This is a genomic window from Flammeovirga sp. SJP92 (genome assembly GCF_001583495.1).
GTDB lineage: Bacteria > Bacteroidota > Bacteroidia > Cytophagales > Flammeovirgaceae > Flammeovirga.
This window is the reverse complement of sequence record NZ_LQAQ01000116.1, coordinates 31434-48806: the sequence shown is the minus strand read 5'-3', so window position 1 is coordinate 48806 and position 17373 is coordinate 31434. Positions and strand designations below refer to the sequence as shown.

15 protein-coding genes are annotated in these 17373 nt (G+C 33.0%); 5 read left to right on the top strand and 10 right to left on the bottom strand.

Features of this window, described 5'->3' with window-relative positions; translation table 11 throughout:
- Positions 1–49: 49 nt before the first annotated feature.
- Both AVL50_RS30630 and AVL50_RS30625 read right to left on the bottom strand, forming a co-directional pair.
- A complete protein-coding gene (locus AVL50_RS30630) occupies positions 50–1594 on the bottom strand; it encodes a hypothetical protein (protein WP_157491712.1) in 1545 nt (514 codons plus the stop codon).
- Positions 1595–1990: 396 nt separating this feature from the next.
- Positions 1991–2404 carry a hypothetical protein gene (locus AVL50_RS30625; RefSeq protein WP_062621554.1) on the bottom strand — a complete coding sequence of 138 codons (414 nt, stop codon included), beginning with the start codon at positions 2402–2404 and terminating at the stop codon, positions 1991–1993.
- A gap of 282 nt (positions 2405–2686) precedes the next feature.
- Between AVL50_RS30625 and AVL50_RS30620 the strand changes: the two genes are divergently transcribed.
- Positions 2687–3076, top strand: a complete 390-nt coding sequence (locus AVL50_RS30620; RefSeq protein ID WP_062621552.1) for a LexA family transcriptional regulator — start codon at positions 2687–2689, stop codon at positions 3074–3076.
- A 164-nt stretch (positions 3077–3240) separates the two neighbouring features.
- Here AVL50_RS30620 and AVL50_RS30615 read toward each other — a convergent pair whose 3' ends face one another.
- Both AVL50_RS30615 and AVL50_RS30610 read right to left on the bottom strand, forming a co-directional pair.
- Positions 3241–4347 carry an acyltransferase gene (locus AVL50_RS30615; protein WP_063851026.1) on the bottom strand — a complete coding sequence of 369 codons (1107 nt, stop codon included), beginning with the start codon at positions 4345–4347 and terminating at the stop codon, positions 3241–3243.
- Positions 4348–4476: 129 nt separating this feature from the next.
- Positions 4477–5472 carry a GIY-YIG nuclease family protein gene (locus AVL50_RS30610; RefSeq protein WP_172826954.1) on the bottom strand — a complete coding sequence of 332 codons (996 nt, stop codon included), beginning with the start codon at positions 5470–5472 and terminating at the stop codon, positions 4477–4479.
- A 354-nt stretch (positions 5473–5826) separates the two neighbouring features.
- Here AVL50_RS30610 and lepB point away from each other — a divergent pair, with 354 nt between their 5' ends.
- The gene (lepB, locus tag AVL50_RS30605) at positions 5827–6813 is read left to right on the top strand and encodes a signal peptidase I (RefSeq protein ID WP_062621547.1); all 987 of its coding nucleotides are present in this window, start codon (positions 5827–5829) and stop codon (positions 6811–6813) included.
- 72 nt (positions 6814–6885) lie between these two features.
- On the opposite strand, the gene AVL50_RS30600 is transcribed toward lepB, so the two are convergent.
- The 5 genes from AVL50_RS30600 to AVL50_RS30585 form a co-directional block, all read right to left on the bottom strand.
- A complete protein-coding gene (locus tag AVL50_RS30600; protein WP_062621545.1) occupies positions 6886–7287 on the bottom strand; it encodes a YchJ family protein in 402 nt (133 codons plus the stop codon).
- 605 nt (positions 7288–7892) lie between these two features.
- On the bottom strand, positions 7893–8027 hold the full coding sequence (locus AVL50_RS33765) for a hypothetical protein (protein WP_256366145.1): 135 nt from the start codon (positions 8025–8027) through the stop codon (positions 7893–7895).
- A gap of 90 nt (positions 8028–8117) precedes the next feature.
- A complete protein-coding gene (locus AVL50_RS30595; RefSeq protein WP_062621544.1) occupies positions 8118–9470 on the bottom strand; it encodes a ParB N-terminal domain-containing protein in 1353 nt (450 codons plus the stop codon).
- Between the two features lie 42 nt (positions 9471–9512).
- Positions 9513–10343 carry a helix-turn-helix domain-containing protein gene (locus AVL50_RS30590; RefSeq protein WP_062621542.1) on the bottom strand — a complete coding sequence of 277 codons (831 nt, stop codon included), beginning with the start codon at positions 10341–10343 and terminating at the stop codon, positions 9513–9515.
- A 129-nt stretch (positions 10344–10472) separates the two neighbouring features.
- Positions 10473–12029 carry a replication initiation protein gene (locus AVL50_RS30585; protein ID WP_062621540.1) on the bottom strand — a complete coding sequence of 519 codons (1557 nt, stop codon included), beginning with the start codon at positions 12027–12029 and terminating at the stop codon, positions 10473–10475.
- Between the two features lie 1918 nt (positions 12030–13947).
- On the opposite strand from AVL50_RS30585, the gene AVL50_RS30580 reads away from it, so the two are divergent.
- From AVL50_RS30580 to AVL50_RS30570, 3 genes are all read left to right on the top strand, one after another.
- Positions 13948–14940, top strand: coding sequence for a ParA family protein (locus tag AVL50_RS30580; protein WP_062621538.1), 993 nt, complete (start codon positions 13948–13950; stop codon positions 14938–14940).
- Positions 14933–15823, top strand: coding sequence for a ParB N-terminal domain-containing protein (locus AVL50_RS30575; protein WP_062621537.1), 891 nt, complete (start codon positions 14933–14935; stop codon positions 15821–15823). Before AVL50_RS30580 ends, AVL50_RS30575 begins: the two co-directional genes overlap by 8 nt.
- A 201-nt stretch (positions 15824–16024) precedes the next feature.
- Positions 16025–16771 carry a hypothetical protein gene (locus tag AVL50_RS30570; protein WP_157491710.1) on the top strand — a complete coding sequence of 249 codons (747 nt, stop codon included), beginning with the start codon at positions 16025–16027 and terminating at the stop codon, positions 16769–16771.
- Between the two features lie 187 nt (positions 16772–16958).
- Here the strand turns inward: AVL50_RS30570 and AVL50_RS30565 are convergent, their stop codons facing one another.
- The gene (locus AVL50_RS30565) at positions 16959–17360 is read right to left on the bottom strand and encodes a DUF4493 domain-containing protein (RefSeq protein WP_062621534.1); all 402 of its coding nucleotides are present in this window, start codon (positions 17358–17360) and stop codon (positions 16959–16961) included.
- Between the last annotated feature and the right edge of the window lie 13 nt (positions 17361–17373).

Here is a 17373-nt window from a genome sequence, read left to right as displayed (position 1 = left end):
AGTTAGTTTTTGGCAAGTGTATTAACCATTGTATTGTTGGAACTATCAGTTAGTTGGGTCTTTCTTTTATCTTTATAATAGTTTTTGTGCTTAATTTCTTCTTTGAAAGGTGTTCTGATGTACTGTAAATTCTTTCGAAAACACTACTCCCACCAAATGTCTGATCATCAACATCCATAATCATATTCGTTTTACTATTTGACAATTCTGGATGTTGCTGTAAAACGTTTTTATTCTTTTGCCTTAATGTTTCTGGAGATCCTACACCAAAGATCCAAATATCATCCTCTATTACAAGGTAAGTGGGCTCATCATCAAACTTATTGTGTATAACGAAGTAAGTATTGTCATTTATTTTTCTCAAATAATCCATCTCATAACTGAAAGTCTGAAGCAACAACCTTCCTTTCTCCGCATTTGGCATTTTGAAAGCCACTTTAAAGTTTAAGCTACTCGATGACGTTTTATTTCCTTTACTCACTGCTAAAAAACCCGTTTGAAATACCTTCAGAAAATCATCATCCAATGTCAAAACCTTTAGCTTCAACTCACCATCTTTCCTTCTTGGTTTTAAATCTAAATGCTGGATTAATTTTCTACGCAACCACTCTACATCAAAACCATAAATCATCCAGCTTGTTGCATCACTTGGAAAATACTGCAGAATATCATGATCTATTTTGACTATCTTGCTTGGCGTTTTTTGAGAGGTTAAACTTGTAATATTGATTTCTTTTTCATTTACATCTACACCATACCATATCTCTTCTCCTTTCCCTGCTTGATTAAACGGTTCGAAGATTTCAAGATGTTCTTTGGCTTTATTTTTAAAGAATATGTCCAATAGGCTCTCATTATAGCCTAAAATGGCTGCTATTTGTATAAATGTCTGATCATTGAAATAGGTAACCACTGGCAAGTGATTAAGCTCTTGAGGGAATTCTACACCCTTTTTAAGCTTTTGGGATTGAAGAATATCTTGTTTTTCTTTCTCGAGTACTGTATCTACAAAAGGTTTAACCTTGGGAAGGTCCAACTGATACAAGGAATCTGTGTAATTTATAAATTCAGTGTAAGAGATCTCCTCTGTATAGATTTTTTCAATTTTTTTCTCACTTAAAGCATTGTATTCTGCATTGATAAATCCTTGCTTGTACAAGAGTTTAAAAGTCCAGAAATCTTCTCCTTGATGTAAAAAACCAAAGCGAGATTGTCGCCCTTTATCATCTTTTTTTTGTTCCAAATTAATAAACGGCCCCTCTTCTTTCGTAATTGTCAAACCCGATTCTAGTACCCAATCTTTTATCTTTTGAGGAGCAATTTCTTCTCTCAAGTTAAACCTCACCGTCAACATCACATGAAAGGTATCTACACTGTGTGTATACACCATTACATCATCTATATATTGATGTGCTTCTTGGATTTTTTGAGAAAGTTCTTTCTCTATATTTTGATGCTTAGCAATATGAGCTGCGTTATAATACATCAAAAATGTCAAGTTTTCAGAAGGTATACGACCTTGTATTGGGTTTTCTTTTGCTTGTACTGAAATGTATATTAATGAAATAAAAAATAAGGCGATGTATTTTTTCACTTCTTATTATTTAGTTGAGAAACTTGTTTGATGATGCAAAGGTGAAGCGTGCTGTCTTACTTTACAAAAGCGATTGATAAATGCAGGTGTTTAATTAATAAATGAAATTTGAGCAAGAGGTTTTCCTTATTTATCTCAATATTTCGATTCAACTTTTTCCTTTTTCAGCTTTTATATTGAAGAGAAAATGCAAAGTTTTGAAGCATATAGCATAATAATACTCTAGAACCCTTCAGAAAGCTATATAAGCACCCTCTACTGAACTTTTCTGCTTTCAACGATAGATTATTATTATTAATGTATTTAAAATCGCTAAAACAAGTTAGAATCGTCTTCACACAAAAAAACCTTCTCTACACAATTGATAGAGAAGGTTAGTCCTAATTGTCACATAAACTATTGTTTGATATAAGTAATCGTTTCTGTGCAACCTGTAATAATATTATCATATACTGTTATAAGTTGGTCGTCCTCCACCTCAATAGTACCTTCTGAGTATTCGTTTGTATCATCCACCTCAGTGGTATATAATTCACCTCCGACAATTCTATAAGTAAACTCATATTTATAAGCCTCAGGAGCTCCATATTCCAAGCTTACTAACTCCCCTGTTCCATCTGAATTAAAAGTCCATGAACGGCTTTCCCATCTTTCATCTTCTCCATTATCGGCTTCAGATCTACAGCCAGTGTTCACAAAACTTGTCATCGACCAAGTTCCTAAATATTCTTCTGGGTCCATTTCTTCTGTCGTTTCGCAAGATGAAAATAAGAGACACAAGATACTTCCGATTAAAATAAAATTCTTCATAATTATTAGTGGCTGTTTGTATTATAAAAGTTGATTGATGAGAGATGTTATTAATAGCTCAGTGGCAAATATAGATCTACAAGTTTAGATATTCTATCACTATGGTAAATAAATACAAACAAAGCACATTTTTTGAATTACATTTAGTTTATTTTTTAAACATTTTATTGTTTATTTTTTAATCATTATTTATATTTGAGATGTAAACGAAAATCTCCCTTATTGACGTACTTAAATTACCCACAGTGTCATTGCACTGTTATATTGAAAATTGATAAAGAGATGGGAGAAATTGAAGAACTGCAATTCGAGAGAGATGGAGAAAAGTTTAAAGAGGAGTATTTGGAAGCCACCGGTTTTCCAAGTCCTGCAAAAGATTTTGCGGAAAACGATATTTCTGCAGATGACCTTATAGAAAGAGGGTATAATACTTTCTTCTGTAAAATGAGTAGGGATATTCCTGAATGGCGATTGGCAACAGGAGACTTTCTTGTTGTTGCCAAAGGTGAAGATTTGAAATCTGGAGATTTATTTATCGCTTATATCAATAACGATTTTAGAATTTTCAGAATGGCAAGCGAAGGCTATTGGTCTACCCCTTACTCCATTTCTAAAAAAGAAATTAAAGTTTGGGGAAAAGTGACGCATAGTATTATAAAATTGAAAAGGTAACTAAGAATCAACTATTCTTCGTTAAAAGAAAATTGGAGAAGTCTCTCGGTTTCGAAATCTAAACGGCATTAATATCACATTTCGAATGTCGAGAGGCTTCTCCAATTCTTTATCCAAAGGATAAGTTTTCTAGAAGCATATTTGAAACATCTCTAATGGAAAATTTATCCTATCAAATATTTACTTTTAGGAAGGTATGATAACAGCTTCACTAAAATATAACTTGCTGACCATGTAAGCGCTGTAACCAATAGAATTGAAACAGGCGTAGAAAGGTGCATAGGTTGTACAATCAATGTCCATGAAATTCCTACAAAGAATAAATGAGATAGATATACTCCGTAACTTAATCTTGAAAGTTCCTTCACTACACGGTATACTTTTTCATTTTGAAAGTCAATAGTTCGAATCATTAGGAATAAACCAATTGTCATCAAAATGACATTTGGTGTGCAGAAACGGAAAGGAATTTCAACAAAATAAATTTCATTGGTGTGATCCAGCATTGTTCTGAAAACAGTAAAGGTAATCGCATAACCAATAAGGAAAATGATCAAGCCTAGAACTCTACTTTTTGTTTTTCCTAAGTCTACAAACTTTCTAAAATAGAAGGCCAATACAATAAAACCTAAGTGCCCTGAGAAATACCAGAGTGAATGAAATTCATTCCAGAAAACTTCACCATAAACGCCATTTGGAAAAGCTAGTTTTGCATAGTGATGGAAACTTGTGATAAACCAAAGCACAAGATAAAATTCGACAAACCGTTTTGATGCTGTTTTTAACCATGGTGAAATAATAGGCAAGAACAAATAAACGCCTACTAGCATGTAGATAAACCAAAGGTGTCCTGATTCTAAATTAAAGTTGTGAAGTAAAGTGGTCATCTTTCTTTGCATTACTTCAAAAGTATCAGCTCCAAAAATATAAGGAACAACAGCGTAAAGTATAGACCAGAAGATAAAGGGATACAAGATTCTGGTAAATCTTCTCTTATAAAAAACACTTGGGGTATCTTTTACTGGAACTAATAGATAACCGGAAGCCATCACAAAAAGAGGCACACAAGCCCTCATTGGACTACTCATTAAAGCTACCCAGAAATCGTCTCCGGGTTTGATGGAAACATGGTCTACGGCAAGATAGAAGATTTCTATGGCATGCACCATTAAAACCATTGTGATTGAGATCACCCGCAGATAATCCAGAAATACAATTCTGTTTGACGATGGCGGGGTAATTGTTTTTGTTGCTGTGGTAGTTAAATCCATTTTCATTTAAGCATAAGTAATTATTTATCTGTAATTACTTATTCCTACGAATCTCGAAAGAGAAAGTATAACAATGTATAGCTGAAAAGGAAATATTAACTACCCAAGCAGAAAACAAAAAGACTAATTCTATTCCTCTGAATTTTGCTGTTGACGTTTCACTTGAAGCAAGTATTCCAAATCTTCTACTGATGTTTCCATCGACTGGAAATATTCTAATGCTTCAGGCTCTTTTTCGTAAACAAACTTTCCTTCTAACTCCTCTCCTATTTCCACAATTTTATCTAGCGGTACAGCAAAGAAATCTTTTTCTAAATTAACTTTATTGACTGAATATTTCTGTAGTCTCTCTTTCAGCGTTTGATATAATTGCTCTGCATTAGAAGCATTAATCAAGGCGTGAATATCAAATGGGAAAGGTAAAGTTTCACTTAAAGCATCAATCTCTGCTTGTGGATTTTCTGACTGTGTAAAACCAATTTTAAAAACTTCTTCTCCAAAAGAACCATAGTTGGATAAGATATACACAAAACCCGAGGTTGTAGAAGTAGAAGATTGATCAGAGGCTCTTTGAATGTGTTCTTCTACTCTATCTAATTTGAATTGTAATTGTTGAGCTTGCTTCTCATTGGCTACATGAATCGCATTGTGCAATTCTCTCTGTAAGGATAACTTTTCCTGTTCTAATCGTTCCAGTTCTCCTTTTACTTTTTCTTGGAAAGTACGCTCCTCTCTCATTTTATCTTTCAACTCATTTTGAGATTGCTGTTCTAAATCCTTTCTTACAAGATTTTCAAATTTTCGTTGCAAGGATTTTTGAGCCTGTTTTAGTGCCTCTTGGTTTTCGTAGTCATGTGCTAAGCAAAAATCAAATACTTCCTCTAATTTGTTTTTGGTCTCTACATAATTACTCGCCGTTACTTGAGATGCTAAAAAGTCTGTATGATCTTTTAGTAACTTTTCTGCTGTCTGAATAAGGTTGTTGGCTTTGTGGTCAAGTTCACTCTCTACATTTTTCAATCGTTCTTCAAGAGCAAAATAGTTATCCTGCGCCTCTTTCTTCGTTTGTTCTAATGTTTTTTCAAGTGCATTATAACGCTCTACTGAATCATCTCTTCTTTTCAATAGACTTGCTTGTTCTTTAATTTTTTTCCCTCTCTTTATACTTACAAGTAATAAGATTATCGTAAGGCAAAAAAGCACTAAAAATGCGGATGCGATATAAATGAATTCATTCTCCATAACAAGAAAAAAGATTAGATTAAAAAAGTAAAATGACCTCTACAAAAATAGTATTTCAATATTTGATTTCAACTTAAAAAAAAGAAAAAAAGACATTGATTTCAACTTAGTTTTTGAGTAATCGTATAATTAATTGGTAAGAATAATTTCAAAATATATATTCGTAATTGATACAATAAAGGACCTCACTAAACTTAAAACAAACTTTATATTAAGTGTCAAATCAAAATTATCAAAATGAAAATTAACACAAAGAAAATTCAGCAAGAAGGAAAAAGTACCGTCAAGGATTTCTTTCAAGTACTCATCTTAGTTTCACTTTTCTCATGGTTGATTGGTTGGAGAAGCGTGGTTCCAACAAGTTCGTTAGAACCAACTATACAAGCCGGAGATCATATTATTATTTCAAAATTAAATTACGGGGCTATTACTCCCGCTACTCCATTACAGTTACCGCTTATCCATGGTTATGGTTTAGATTGGATTTCTCTTCCTACTTATCGTTTACCTGGTTTCTCAGAAGTCACAAAAGGAGATATTGTAGGGTTCTTTTATCCTCCAGAAGATAAACCTGTCGATTTAAAAACCATCTATTTGAAACGTTGTATTGCCACTCCTGGAGATGTAGTTGAAGTTAGGAATGCAGATGTCTATATAAATAATCAACTAATGTTTGATGATGTAGAAACACAACATCAGTTTGAAGTATTTACAGAAAATGGATTATCGAAAAAGAAACTAGAGAAATTAGATCTGTATCATTACGATCACAACAACGATAAAATTTACCCTTCTGGACAACGAAATTTTATTGTTCATATCTCTGAAAAGAAAGCGGAGGTGATCAAAAAAGATCCACATATCAAAGCAGTAAAAAGTATAGTAAGTAGAGAAGCGGATTTTTACCCAGCGACAAGAGTGCCTAAAAAAGGAGATGTTGTAAAGCTGACATCTCAAAACCGTCAGCTGTATTTACCTATTATTTTAAAGTATGAAGACAATAATGCTACATTTGAAAAGGGCAAAATTTACATTGATGGAAAGGAAGTCACAGAATATACAGTGCAACAAGATTATTATTTTATGATGGGTGATAACCGACATAATTCATTAGATTCAAGATTCTGGGGTTTTGTTCCATCTGATCATATTTATGGAAAAGGGACAATTGTTCTTTTTAACTTAAAAGAATTTGATGCCAGCCGAATGTTTAAATCATTATAGACTAAGATCTCTAACATAGGTTAATCATAATATAAAAAAGCTCTGAAGTTGAAATTAACTTCAGAGCTTTTTTTATAATGCATCTTTATAAACCCAATGCCCATTTTCTTTTTCAAAAGTCGACTTTTCATGAATTACAGAAGGTCTTCCTCTCTCCATAAAAAAGGCTTTAAACTCTACTACACCGAAATCATCTCCTTCCAAACCTTGTTGCTTATTAATAATTTCAAGTCCTTTCCACTCTACAGATTTTGCCCATTTTACTGTTTCTCTTCTCTCTCCTCTTGACTTTGGTCTTGTCTTCGAATGATGGCTTTTATGCAAATACTCTCCATTGGCAAGTGTAAAAGCAGTATAACGAGAACGCATTAATTGCTCTGCTGTAACTACATTTTCAATATTATCATGAGCTATTTTACAGCAGTCTTTATATTCTTTCCCTGATCCACAAGGACAGTTTTTTTCTGTTTCCATAAAGGGTAAATTAGAATAATTTCGTTTTTGGCAAATTTACCAAAATCGTTTTCTAATAGCATTATTATTATCTGTAAACTTACACAATAATAACAATTACTACTCTGTAAATTAATTTCTCACTATTTATTGTATTTAGAAATTAGGATCTTTTTGAAGATCTATAGGCACGAATGACACTTCGCTTCCGCTTAACATTCACGCCAGTTGGCTTTCAACTCTATTCATTGGGTAGTGCTCCCCTGTGGCTTTGAAGGGTAAAGCGTTAAGAATTTCATGTATTGAGCCGTTAAAAATGATTTTCTTGTTTGAGCGTAGCGAGTTTAAAATCATTTAGGCGATAGAAATGAAATTTAGCTTTTGACTTCCAAGCCTTGACTTTTTTGCTTCGTTTTTGTTTCAAGACAAAAATGAAGAAGAAGGAAGCTTGGAAGTAGATTATAAAAAGCTTGTAGAAATATCGATTAAAAGTAAATGAATATATTTTACAATGTAATTACTCTCTTACTTATGATTGTACTCCGATTGGCATTGAAGGAAAAAAGTAATTTGCCGTTTTTGGCAAAATTGCCAAAAACGAAAAAAAGTGGTTTCTCAACCACTTTTTATCTATATAATTTTTTAAATCCTAACCTTTTTTTGATCTCTTCTTGAGTAACTCCCATTCGAATTAAATCTCCTAAAGTTACCCCTTTTCTGAATTTCTTCTTTACATTTTTATTAGATCCTGATGATAGCATAAGTATGTAATTTTAAATTCAACATACTTTTTATACGAAATGCTATACATTGTTGTTTGGATATGTGACCTAATAAAATCTAACACGAAACTACAAAGATCTGAAAAAAGCCTCTCTCAATACTTGTAATTCTTGATGTTCATTCAATTCAATATAATGACTTTCCAAAGCTACTTCTATCAGAGGAGATGGATTAGTAGTAATAATTCCTACTTTTAGGTCTTGTTTTTCAACTTGTCGTTTTGCTTCTTCTAGTAATGAATCATCTACAACAATATAAAATTTATGACAAGATGCAGATAAATCAATTAGGCTGTTTAAATTTTGAAGGTCATCAAATGTAGAGAAAATCTGATAACCTACTACTAGAGGCAAAAGTTCTGAACCATTTAACTTCACAACTTGTATTACATCAACATACTTACTTTGCTTTACCTCCTCATTATTTTCTACAAAACGAATTGTAAAATCATTATAATGTTGGTGTGAAGGACTGACATCTTGCTCTTCAAAAGATGTATCAGGGTATCTGAATGCGAGTGCCACTCTACTTACTTTCTCCACTAAAGCTTCATCGTTCAATAAAGCTTGAACTTGTTTTGGAGTTAAATCCTTATCTACTTGTTTTGTCTTTCTGCTTTTCTTTTTCTTTTCTTCCAGTTCCACTGCTCTTAACTCAGTCCAAGCTTTATGGATAGAAAGGTAACCGTCCATCACGGCATTCAACATATCAGCAGGTCCCTTTTCTATAACCTTTTTCATTTTGGTTACATTCTTAGTAGACACACCCGCAATTTTAGCGGCTTCCTCTGCTCTGTTGATTCTCCCTTTAGGATCAATATTCAATGATTTTTTCAGATCATCCAACTCATTTTGCTCTTCTGAAACTTCAACCGGAGTAGTCTCTACTTTCTTTTCAGCAGTAGCGTTGAATCCTTGAACTTGACGTTTTTTTCTTTCCTTTGCCTCAATTCCTAAGAACTCTGTCAATTGAAGAGCAATACGTATCTTTTCAGCATCACCAATATTACGTCTACCTAATTGGTTTCTCAACATCCAAATACGGACGTCATTGTGCGTACTGAACTTTAACTCTTTACAAGGAATGTATTCTAATCCTAATTTGATTGCGGCCTCACAGCGATGGTGACCATCTACAACAGTATGAACTACCCTAGCGCCTGTATTATCTCTAAGTGTATGTGTCCAATATAAAATAGGCTCACGAACCCCTTCTGCTTTGATTGATTCTTCAAAGTTACGGGCTTCGTCTTCTGTTTGCTTACGAATCAGTTCTCTGTATTCAGGTTCAATATGAAATGCACCTGGAGATTTATAATCTACATTCGTCAACTTTTCTTGTGACTCTTTCTCTCTAAGAGAAGTTTTACCTTCTTTTAATTTTTCTTCTTCTTTCTTCTTAAATTTATCTAGGTTCAGCATAGTTCATATTTGATCTAATACAGTGAGTAAAACAGCAAGACTTTATTCTAAAACAGGAAGTAATTCATGAATTAATGAACGCACCTCTTTTGTAATATTCGTATTACTGAAGTTAGTATCTCTTTGGTATTGGATTGAATCAGGAATAAAAGTATCCAATAATTTCAATCCCATATAGCCATCCAATTCAAAAGGCATTCTTGATTCCTTCACCGTTCTGTTGACTCTATTTCGAATACCAATAATTTTGGTTGGCAAGTCCAATGAATCTCTTACATCAGCAATATTACTGATACTCGAAATTGTTGGTCCTAATGCTGTTTCATTTAGAGTAATCGGTACAATCACATCAGAGTTAGCAATAATACTGGTCAGCAAATCTGTCACTGCTACATACCCTGCTGTATCTACTAAAATGTAATCGTAACTGTATTGACTGTCTTCAATCAGCTTTCTGTATTTTTCAGAGACGGCAATTGTATTGGAATCAAAACTGATAACATCAATGTTTTCATGCCTGCCATTTTCAGCGTACATCGCCAACGTTTGCTGAGGATCGGTATCAATACACAAAACCTTTAGTTCTGGGCACTCTATCACAATTCCCATGGTAATTTGTCTCAGTAAAGACGACTTTGTATTACCACCTTTAGAGTTGATCAAAGAAACCACTTTTGCTGGAGGTCCTTTTACAATATAGTCTAAAGGTACTTTAAAAATGTCGGCGATCTTGGATAGACCAGAATAAGGGATTTCTACTTTTCCCTTTTCCCATTTAATTAAGCCTTGAACAGAAATATCAATCAGCTGTGCTAATTCTTTCTGTTGCATGTTATTCTTTTTTCGAAGTTTGACGATATTTTCTCCGATCATGTCTATGAAGTTATATTATTGTATAATTACAAACCTAATATAATTCTAATAAAGGTCAAAGTAACACATTAAATTAAATCTTAGATTAACTTAATCTTGTTAATTATCTCCTAAAATGGGTGATTAAGACTACCAGTCATTAATCATTTTTGCAAAAGTGCCTTTGTTAGGGAATATTTCATTTCTCTGAACAGCATTTCTCAAGTCTCTGATTTCCTTCTTCAAAGGTTTCATTACTTGATATTCCTCTAAATCATTGACAAACACTTCAATAGCTTTACGAATCACCGAATTACCAATTCCCAACGATTTCATATCCTTATAAAATACAAAAAGCTGGTTATTCAACTCATCCAAATAAACTTGATGCCACTCTCCGAATTTTTTGGTAGAAAAATCATACGTACCAAAGTGGTTTAACTTCTTTGCCAATTTCGTAGAAAGTGCCTTGAATAGTTCTTGGTCAGTGCCATACTCAGGACAAGGAATATTGACAGGTTCAAATTTATAAGAAGTAGGAGCTTGTTTTGCTGGCTGATTTAACTCATCCTGATTGATTACAATCTCAATATTACCAAATGCTCCTTCAGCTGGCGTTTCTTTGATCGATGACTCAACAGTGGCTGGAGTTGCTTCAATATTCAATGAAGTTTTACCATTCATGATGTAAGAAAGCATGTTGTTCTGTACGCCAATGATAAATTTCTCTCTTGATCCACCCGCATGTTCAGTGATAATCTCACTAAGCCATTTCCCTAAAATCTTTTCATTCATTACCGGATCAATAATCTTTGCTTCTACATCTTTGTAGCAGTTATTGTTTAACCTGTAGAGATGAATGAAATTATCAAATGTATTTTTCAAAGTGGCATCCTGGCTGAATTCAGTATTCAACAGCTCCATAGAAGAAGCAAAGTCATTTTCTCTTTGCTGATGATCCACTTTTCCAGAGAAGAAAAATTCCAATACTTTGATAGTTCTTCCCTTTTTATATTCTTTCAATGATACTTCGATATCCGCATTCTTATTGATATCCTTGATAGAAGGCGTAATCACAGACTGCTTCAATCGGCCATACGACTGATATGTTTTATGTTTTTCCAGACCAAATACAGACCTGAAGTCATCCACTGTTATTTTTCTACTCTCGTAGAATCCAATTCCTCTTGATAATAAATCGTAAAGCTTAGGTCCATACTTGGAACGCATCTGGCGGATATTTCCGTAGATATAAGTCGTGTAATTACTCTTTGCATTCAGGTAAGGCAACAAGTTGTCTGAATATTCAAAAGTCACCTTTGTCTTGTCCAGTACGATTCTATCAAAAATAGAAACATACTCCTTACGGTAACCCTTGTTCAGAAGGCCCACATCGCCGTCTTTGCCAATAATGACCGGTAGACCTGAATCTTTATCGATAGGCGTATAGAACATGATCATAGACGATTTAAGAAGCTGACAAGCTTTATCTACGTCCTTCAAGTTCTGTCCTCCTACATAACGTCCGTAAAAACTCGAAAGCTTAAAAGTGATGGGCTTAGAGTAATCCTCGTTATGGAAGGTATTGGTATAAATAAATAACTTTTGTGCTAAACCAGGAATAGGAAGCTGGGTATTTGCTTCTATAATCTGATTGGGTCTTTTTACCAATTCAGCACGGGTAGTGATGTTATTTATTAAATCCATAGATAGATATTATTAACCTTAAAAAAATAAGTGCACTAGCAAAAATGCTATTATTCTTCATCAGAATAAGCCTACTTTCTAAAACTGGAACGCCTCAAGCATACCCATTCTCAAAAAGAGGTAATTCTAGTATTTCAGAAGTAAACCACAAACATGCTCCGTAAAAATTACGGTGCACTTAGTATATTTAAAAGTCTAATTTATAGCAAAATTTGGAAAAACAAACATTTTTTACGGTGTATTTAGTATTTATAATTTTCAATTACGGTTAAGATAGTATTTAAAGGGCAAAATTGCGGTTAAGATGATATATTTAAAATTCAATTTTCAATTAGTTATCCACATTGACGTTTGCTGAAACAGTGCTCTAGAAGTCAGGTCTTAAAGCAGTAAGCACATTCTATATATACTGAATAAGACGTAAAATTAGTTCCCATAAAGCTAAAATCACGGAAAAAACGCAATTATCATCAAAAATTACGGTTAAGATGGTATTTATAACAAAATCATTGCGGTTAAAACAGTATATAAAAGTCATTTTACGGTTGAAATAGTATATATAGTGCGGAAAATATTGGTTTCTCACCCTGAATTATGGTTGAAATGATATTTAAAGAGCAAAATTGCGGTTAAGATGGTATCTATAATAGGATATTATGGTTGAAGTATGAATAAAGCGCGGTTAAAATGGTATTTATAATACGGTGTAGTGAATATCCTATTACGGTTAAGCTGGTATTTGAAACTCAGTAAAAATCTGATTATCTATACTTTATGATGTATATAAAGAATAAGATGATATAAATAAAAGAATAATCCGCTTTATGTATTTTTCAGGAATGAAGATTATTTGAGGTCTGAAATCCTACTTTTAGCGTTATAAATAGTAGTTATACGAAAACTCCGCAATGTTTTATGGTTAAGTGAATATTCTAGCATTAAAAATTATGGTTTTAGACGTATTTAAAGCCACTTTTTACGGTTAAATAGGGATATTCAATTTTGTCATACGGTTAAGGAAGTATATTCCTATGGTTAAGTAAATATCTATACTACGGTTAATTTGGTATCGAATTACGGTTAGTTTAGTATCTAAATGATATATTATATTCTGTTTTTCAGTTAGTTACGTTACCCTATAAATAATAAGTATATAAAATAACTAAATAAATAGATCTTATTATATCCTTTTGGATTGGAAGATTATATTAAAAATAGCTTATAGAATTAATTAAATGGAAAGTTATTGAGCTAAATAATATGTTACTGATTAGCGGTTAAAACAGTATTTATTATAAATAAAACAATTTGGAACAACTTTCTCCGTAAAAATTACGGTTAAGATGGTATATTAGGCTTAATTATTACGGTTGAAATAGTATTTACTATTAAAAACTGCGGTTAAGATGGTATAGATGAGTTTTCAACCGCTAATTCTAAAGGATAAATTAAGTTTTAAGAACTAGAAAAATCCTTCATTAATATACTAAAACTCCGTTTAATCCTATTTCTATCAATATTATTACGGTTAAGATGGTATATTAAGCTCAATATTGTGGTTGAAAAGTGGTTTGTACTGGAAAATAATTCAATTATTGCGGTTAAGGTAGTATATAAGAAGGAGTATTATGGTTTAAATGGTATTTTTTGCTAGGAAAAGTATTCTAAATATACTGAAAGAACCGCAATTCATATGGCTTTCATGACTTGAGTAGGAAAAGTAAGGATTATCCGTTGCTTCACGTTTTTTCCAATTGGGAAGATTTTGTACTAAAATTATCCTTCTATTTTCATTAAAGTGAAAAAAATACCTTTATTGATAATATAATTTACTTTAAAGTGAAAAAAATATCTTTTTTAGTTTTTTACTTCACTTTTTTTGTGTTGATTTGTTGAGAAATTATGAAAATATCGCATCATGACACAAAAAGACATACTTGATTTTATCAAAGACAATGATATGCTAAAGGTTTCAGTAGTCGAAAAGAAAGCTGGAATCCCTACAAGGTCTCTTCATAAAGCATTAAATGGAGAACAAAACTTGAAAGCAGAGTATATCGAAAAGCTAACACAAGTCTTAACTCCCCTAGGTTTAAAATTGAAAGACAAGTTTAAAGTGATTTCAATAATCAACAACAAAGGTGGGGTAGCAAAAACTACAACTGCTTGTAACCTTGGAGCTGCATTATCAAGATTAGGTAAAAAAGTATTGTTGATTGATGCTGATCCTCAAGGAAACCTGACACAACATTTAGGTTATAAAGATCCTCAATTTTATGAGGGGAAAGAGCTTTCAGATATTATTGAAGGAAAATGTGATGTAAACAATGCCATCATTCAATATCAGGAAAACCTGCATATTATTCCTTCTACAACTAACCTGGATTTTACGAATAAAACACTCAACAGAAACTCCGGCCCTTCTTCTTATAAGTTGGTGAAAAGGTATGTGATTGAAAAAATTGAAGGGGAATATGATTACATTTTCTTCGATTTATCTCCTTCATTTGCTTTAATTACCAATGACTCCTGCTTGATTGCTTCTAACAGAGCCTTGATTCCAGTAGATGCTTCTGAGTTTGCTTTTAGAGGAATCAACAACGTATTGAGCCATATTAATGATTATAAAGAAGAGAATCCAAACCTAGAAGTATTAGGTTTCTTGTTTACAAAAACGGGTAGAACCAAAGATATGCACAAGTATAAGGAGGCGTTGAGGTCTACTCATTATAGAGTTTTTGAAACAGAAATTGCCGTAAGAGATATGGCTTACAACAAAGGGCCGTTGATTGGTAAAGATATTTTCTCATTGTTTGAAGATGAATCCCTGAAGAAACAGGAGAAGGAAGGGATCAAGAAAGCAATGGATGAACACACTTATTTAGCACAAGAAATTATAGCACATGCCTAACGAAATTAATATCGGAGATTTTTTACCGGGTAGCGATCAGAAATCATCAAAGCTGATTGACTCCAAAAAGGAAGAAATGTCCTCTGGTAAAATTCATGTTATTGATGAATTAAAAAAGTGGATCAGACCACTGACAGAAACAGAAAGAAATACACTTGAAGAGAGTATAAAGAACGAAGGAGTAAGAGATCCTTTGACATTTTTCTATTTGCAGAATGGACAAAAAGTATTGTTGGACGGTCACAACAGATATGAAATTTGTCAGTCTTTAGGTGGTGAAGAAAACGGTTATGATTTTGAAGAAGTAATTGTAGACATTGATAATATTGATGATGCAAAGCTTTGGATGATCAAAAACCAAGTAGGAAAACGTAACCTATCAAAGCGTGAAATGTCTTATTACAGAGGTCATCATTACTTAACACACAAGGGAAAGCAGGGCGAGAAAACAGGTGATGGAAAACTTTATAACCTTTTGGCGGAAGAATATAATGTTGGAAAAAATACCATTTTACGTGATGCTAAAATTGCAGAAGTGTTAGACCTTGTCTCTGACTTATTCAAACATTCTTACTTTGATGGAGAAATGAATGTATCTCAAGCGAAGTTTGAGGAAGCATTAAAAGCCATCAAAGAAGGGATAATTGATACAGAAGAGTTAGAAGATTTTCTACAGAACAAATTGGAAAAACCTGTTGAAACTCCAAAGAATACCTCAAGGGCAGTGGCTAATACACCAAAGCCTTTCAATTTTAATAAAATCAATAAGACGATCCGTACTCTTATCGATGCTCCAGTGGATAAGGAATTAGGAAAAGTGGAGAAGCTTGCCATGGAAGAATCAGTCAAAGAATTGATTCAGAAATTTGGTTTAGATATATAGAAATATGGTGTAATGTACACCACTGTATTAGAAATGCTGGAAGTAGTTTCAGACTAATACATCTGATAGACGCTCAAATCTATCTATAAAAAATTAGGGTATGTATTGGCGTACATACCCTGAGAAAACATTTTAAAATCGTAGTTGGAGTATCTCACCTCTGCCAACTATGAAATGTTCAATCCAAAGATAATTAAAATAATGAAACCGTTAAAACTGATAGATTACTCTCTAGTAGTAGTATCTATGCTTTACAGTTCCTATGTGACATTTTGGTTTACCAAGGAATACTTTCACAACACCCCACTTGCACTATCCATTTCTATTTTCATCGTTTTTTTAGCCCATCATTATACTTTACAAACTATCTCTTATTATCAAGTTCACAAATCCATTAATCAATATGCAATCCTTGCAGCTCTTCTTACCTCAATGATTTTTTATGCAGAATGGAATGGTCAGTTGCTTCATGCTAAAGAACAGGTTGGTATTAAGACAACAGTTTCAATTGATGATCAAATTAGACAAGTGCAAGAGATGATTTTAGAAAATTCTAAGCATACTGTAAAAGGGAAGACCAATTGGGCCAAGTATCAAACTTTTTTAGAGGCTCAAAAGAATCTTAAACTATTGGAAGAAAGACGAGAGTTATTATTAGAAGAAATAGCAGTTCAGAAGTCTGAGGCTGAACAAACCGCCAATTCTTTTCGAGCATTTTCAGTCTTACTTTTTGTATTAGCATTCTTGGCATCATCTGTTCAATTCAGAGGATATGAAGTACAGGCTGTGCATGAGGTGATAGATCAAAAGACTCAAAAGATCATTGGTTTGATCAAGAAAGGTGAAATTAAGAATGCGGAAATGCTAGTTAATTACTTCAATCTAACAAAAGAAGAGGCACTTTTTCTATTGCAGAAACATAGTCCTTCTCAACAAATTGGTTTTTGATATAAAGTTCTAAGACAAGATTATCTGTATTAAGGTCCCAACTTGGGACCTTTTTTATTGGTCGTGAGTGAATATCTTTTGCATATGTCGATGGATCAAAACAGGTAAAAAACAAAGGTCCCAATTTAGGACCTTTGTAATCAGAGCGTTTGCAAATAGAGAATGTAAATAGAGAAATAGAAAAAAATCATTCTTGATCGATGCCCTGAATGCATTGAATATTTAATAAAGTAGCATTACCTTCAATCACAGTGAGTCGTTTTTTGCCTTTAAAAATCAATTCATCACTTTCCTCAGAGGGAGATGAATACGCAAAAACGTCATATTGTCCCTGTTTTAATTTTAGAGTAGAAGGAATATCATGTAAGTGAGAGAAAGTAATCACCTCACTCCTGTCAACAACATTTTCTATCCTTATTGCAAAAAGGTCAGTGTTGGTAATACTTAAGTCAGAGGTATAAAGGTCTGGTTCGGTTACTTCAATTTGGAATGAAACATCACCGAAGTGTTGTTGACTTTGGAAAATGTTTTCACAAGCAGTAAAGAGTATTATTATTGAAACGAGTATAGTTTTTAGACCTGAATTCATTTTTTAATAAGAG

Excerpts from the sequence above, each read along its gene's own strand:
- AVL50_RS30625 (WP_062621554.1), bottom strand. The coding sequence starts at position 2,404 with ATGAAGAATTTTATTTTAATCGGAAGTATCTTGTGTCTCTTATTTTCA.
- AVL50_RS30620 (WP_062621552.1), top strand. The coding sequence starts at position 2,687 with ATGGGAGAAATTGAAGAACTGCAATTCGAGAGAGATGGAGAAAAGTTT.
- AVL50_RS30615 (WP_063851026.1), bottom strand. The coding sequence starts at position 4,347 with ATGGATTTAACTACCACAGCAACAAAAACAATTACCCCGCCATCGTCA.
- lepB (WP_062621547.1), top strand. The coding sequence starts at position 5,827 with ATGAAAATTAACACAAAGAAAATTCAGCAAGAAGGAAAAAGTACCGTC.
- AVL50_RS30600 (WP_062621545.1), bottom strand. The coding sequence starts at position 7,287 with ATGGAAACAGAAAAAAACTGTCCTTGTGGATCAGGGAAAGAATATAAA.
- AVL50_RS33765 (WP_256366145.1), bottom strand. The coding sequence starts at position 8,027 with ATGCTATCATCAGGATCTAATAAAAATGTAAAGAAGAAATTCAGAAAA.
- AVL50_RS30595 (WP_062621544.1), bottom strand. The coding sequence starts at position 9,470 with ATGCTGAACCTAGATAAATTTAAGAAGAAAGAAGAAGAAAAATTAAAA.
- AVL50_RS30590 (WP_062621542.1), bottom strand. The coding sequence starts at position 10,343 with ATGATCGGAGAAAATATCGTCAAACTTCGAAAAAAGAATAACATGCAA.
- AVL50_RS30585 (WP_062621540.1), bottom strand. The coding sequence starts at position 12,029 with ATGGATTTAATAAATAACATCACTACCCGTGCTGAATTGGTAAAAAGA.
- AVL50_RS30580 (WP_062621538.1), top strand. The coding sequence starts at position 13,948 with ATGACACAAAAAGACATACTTGATTTTATCAAAGACAATGATATGCTA.
- AVL50_RS30575 (WP_062621537.1), top strand. The coding sequence starts at position 14,933 with ATGCCTAACGAAATTAATATCGGAGATTTTTTACCGGGTAGCGATCAG.
- AVL50_RS30570 (WP_157491710.1), top strand. The coding sequence starts at position 16,025 with ATGAAACCGTTAAAACTGATAGATTACTCTCTAGTAGTAGTATCTATG.
- AVL50_RS30565 (WP_062621534.1), bottom strand. The coding sequence starts at position 17,360 with ATGAATTCAGGTCTAAAAACTATACTCGTTTCAATAATAATACTCTTT.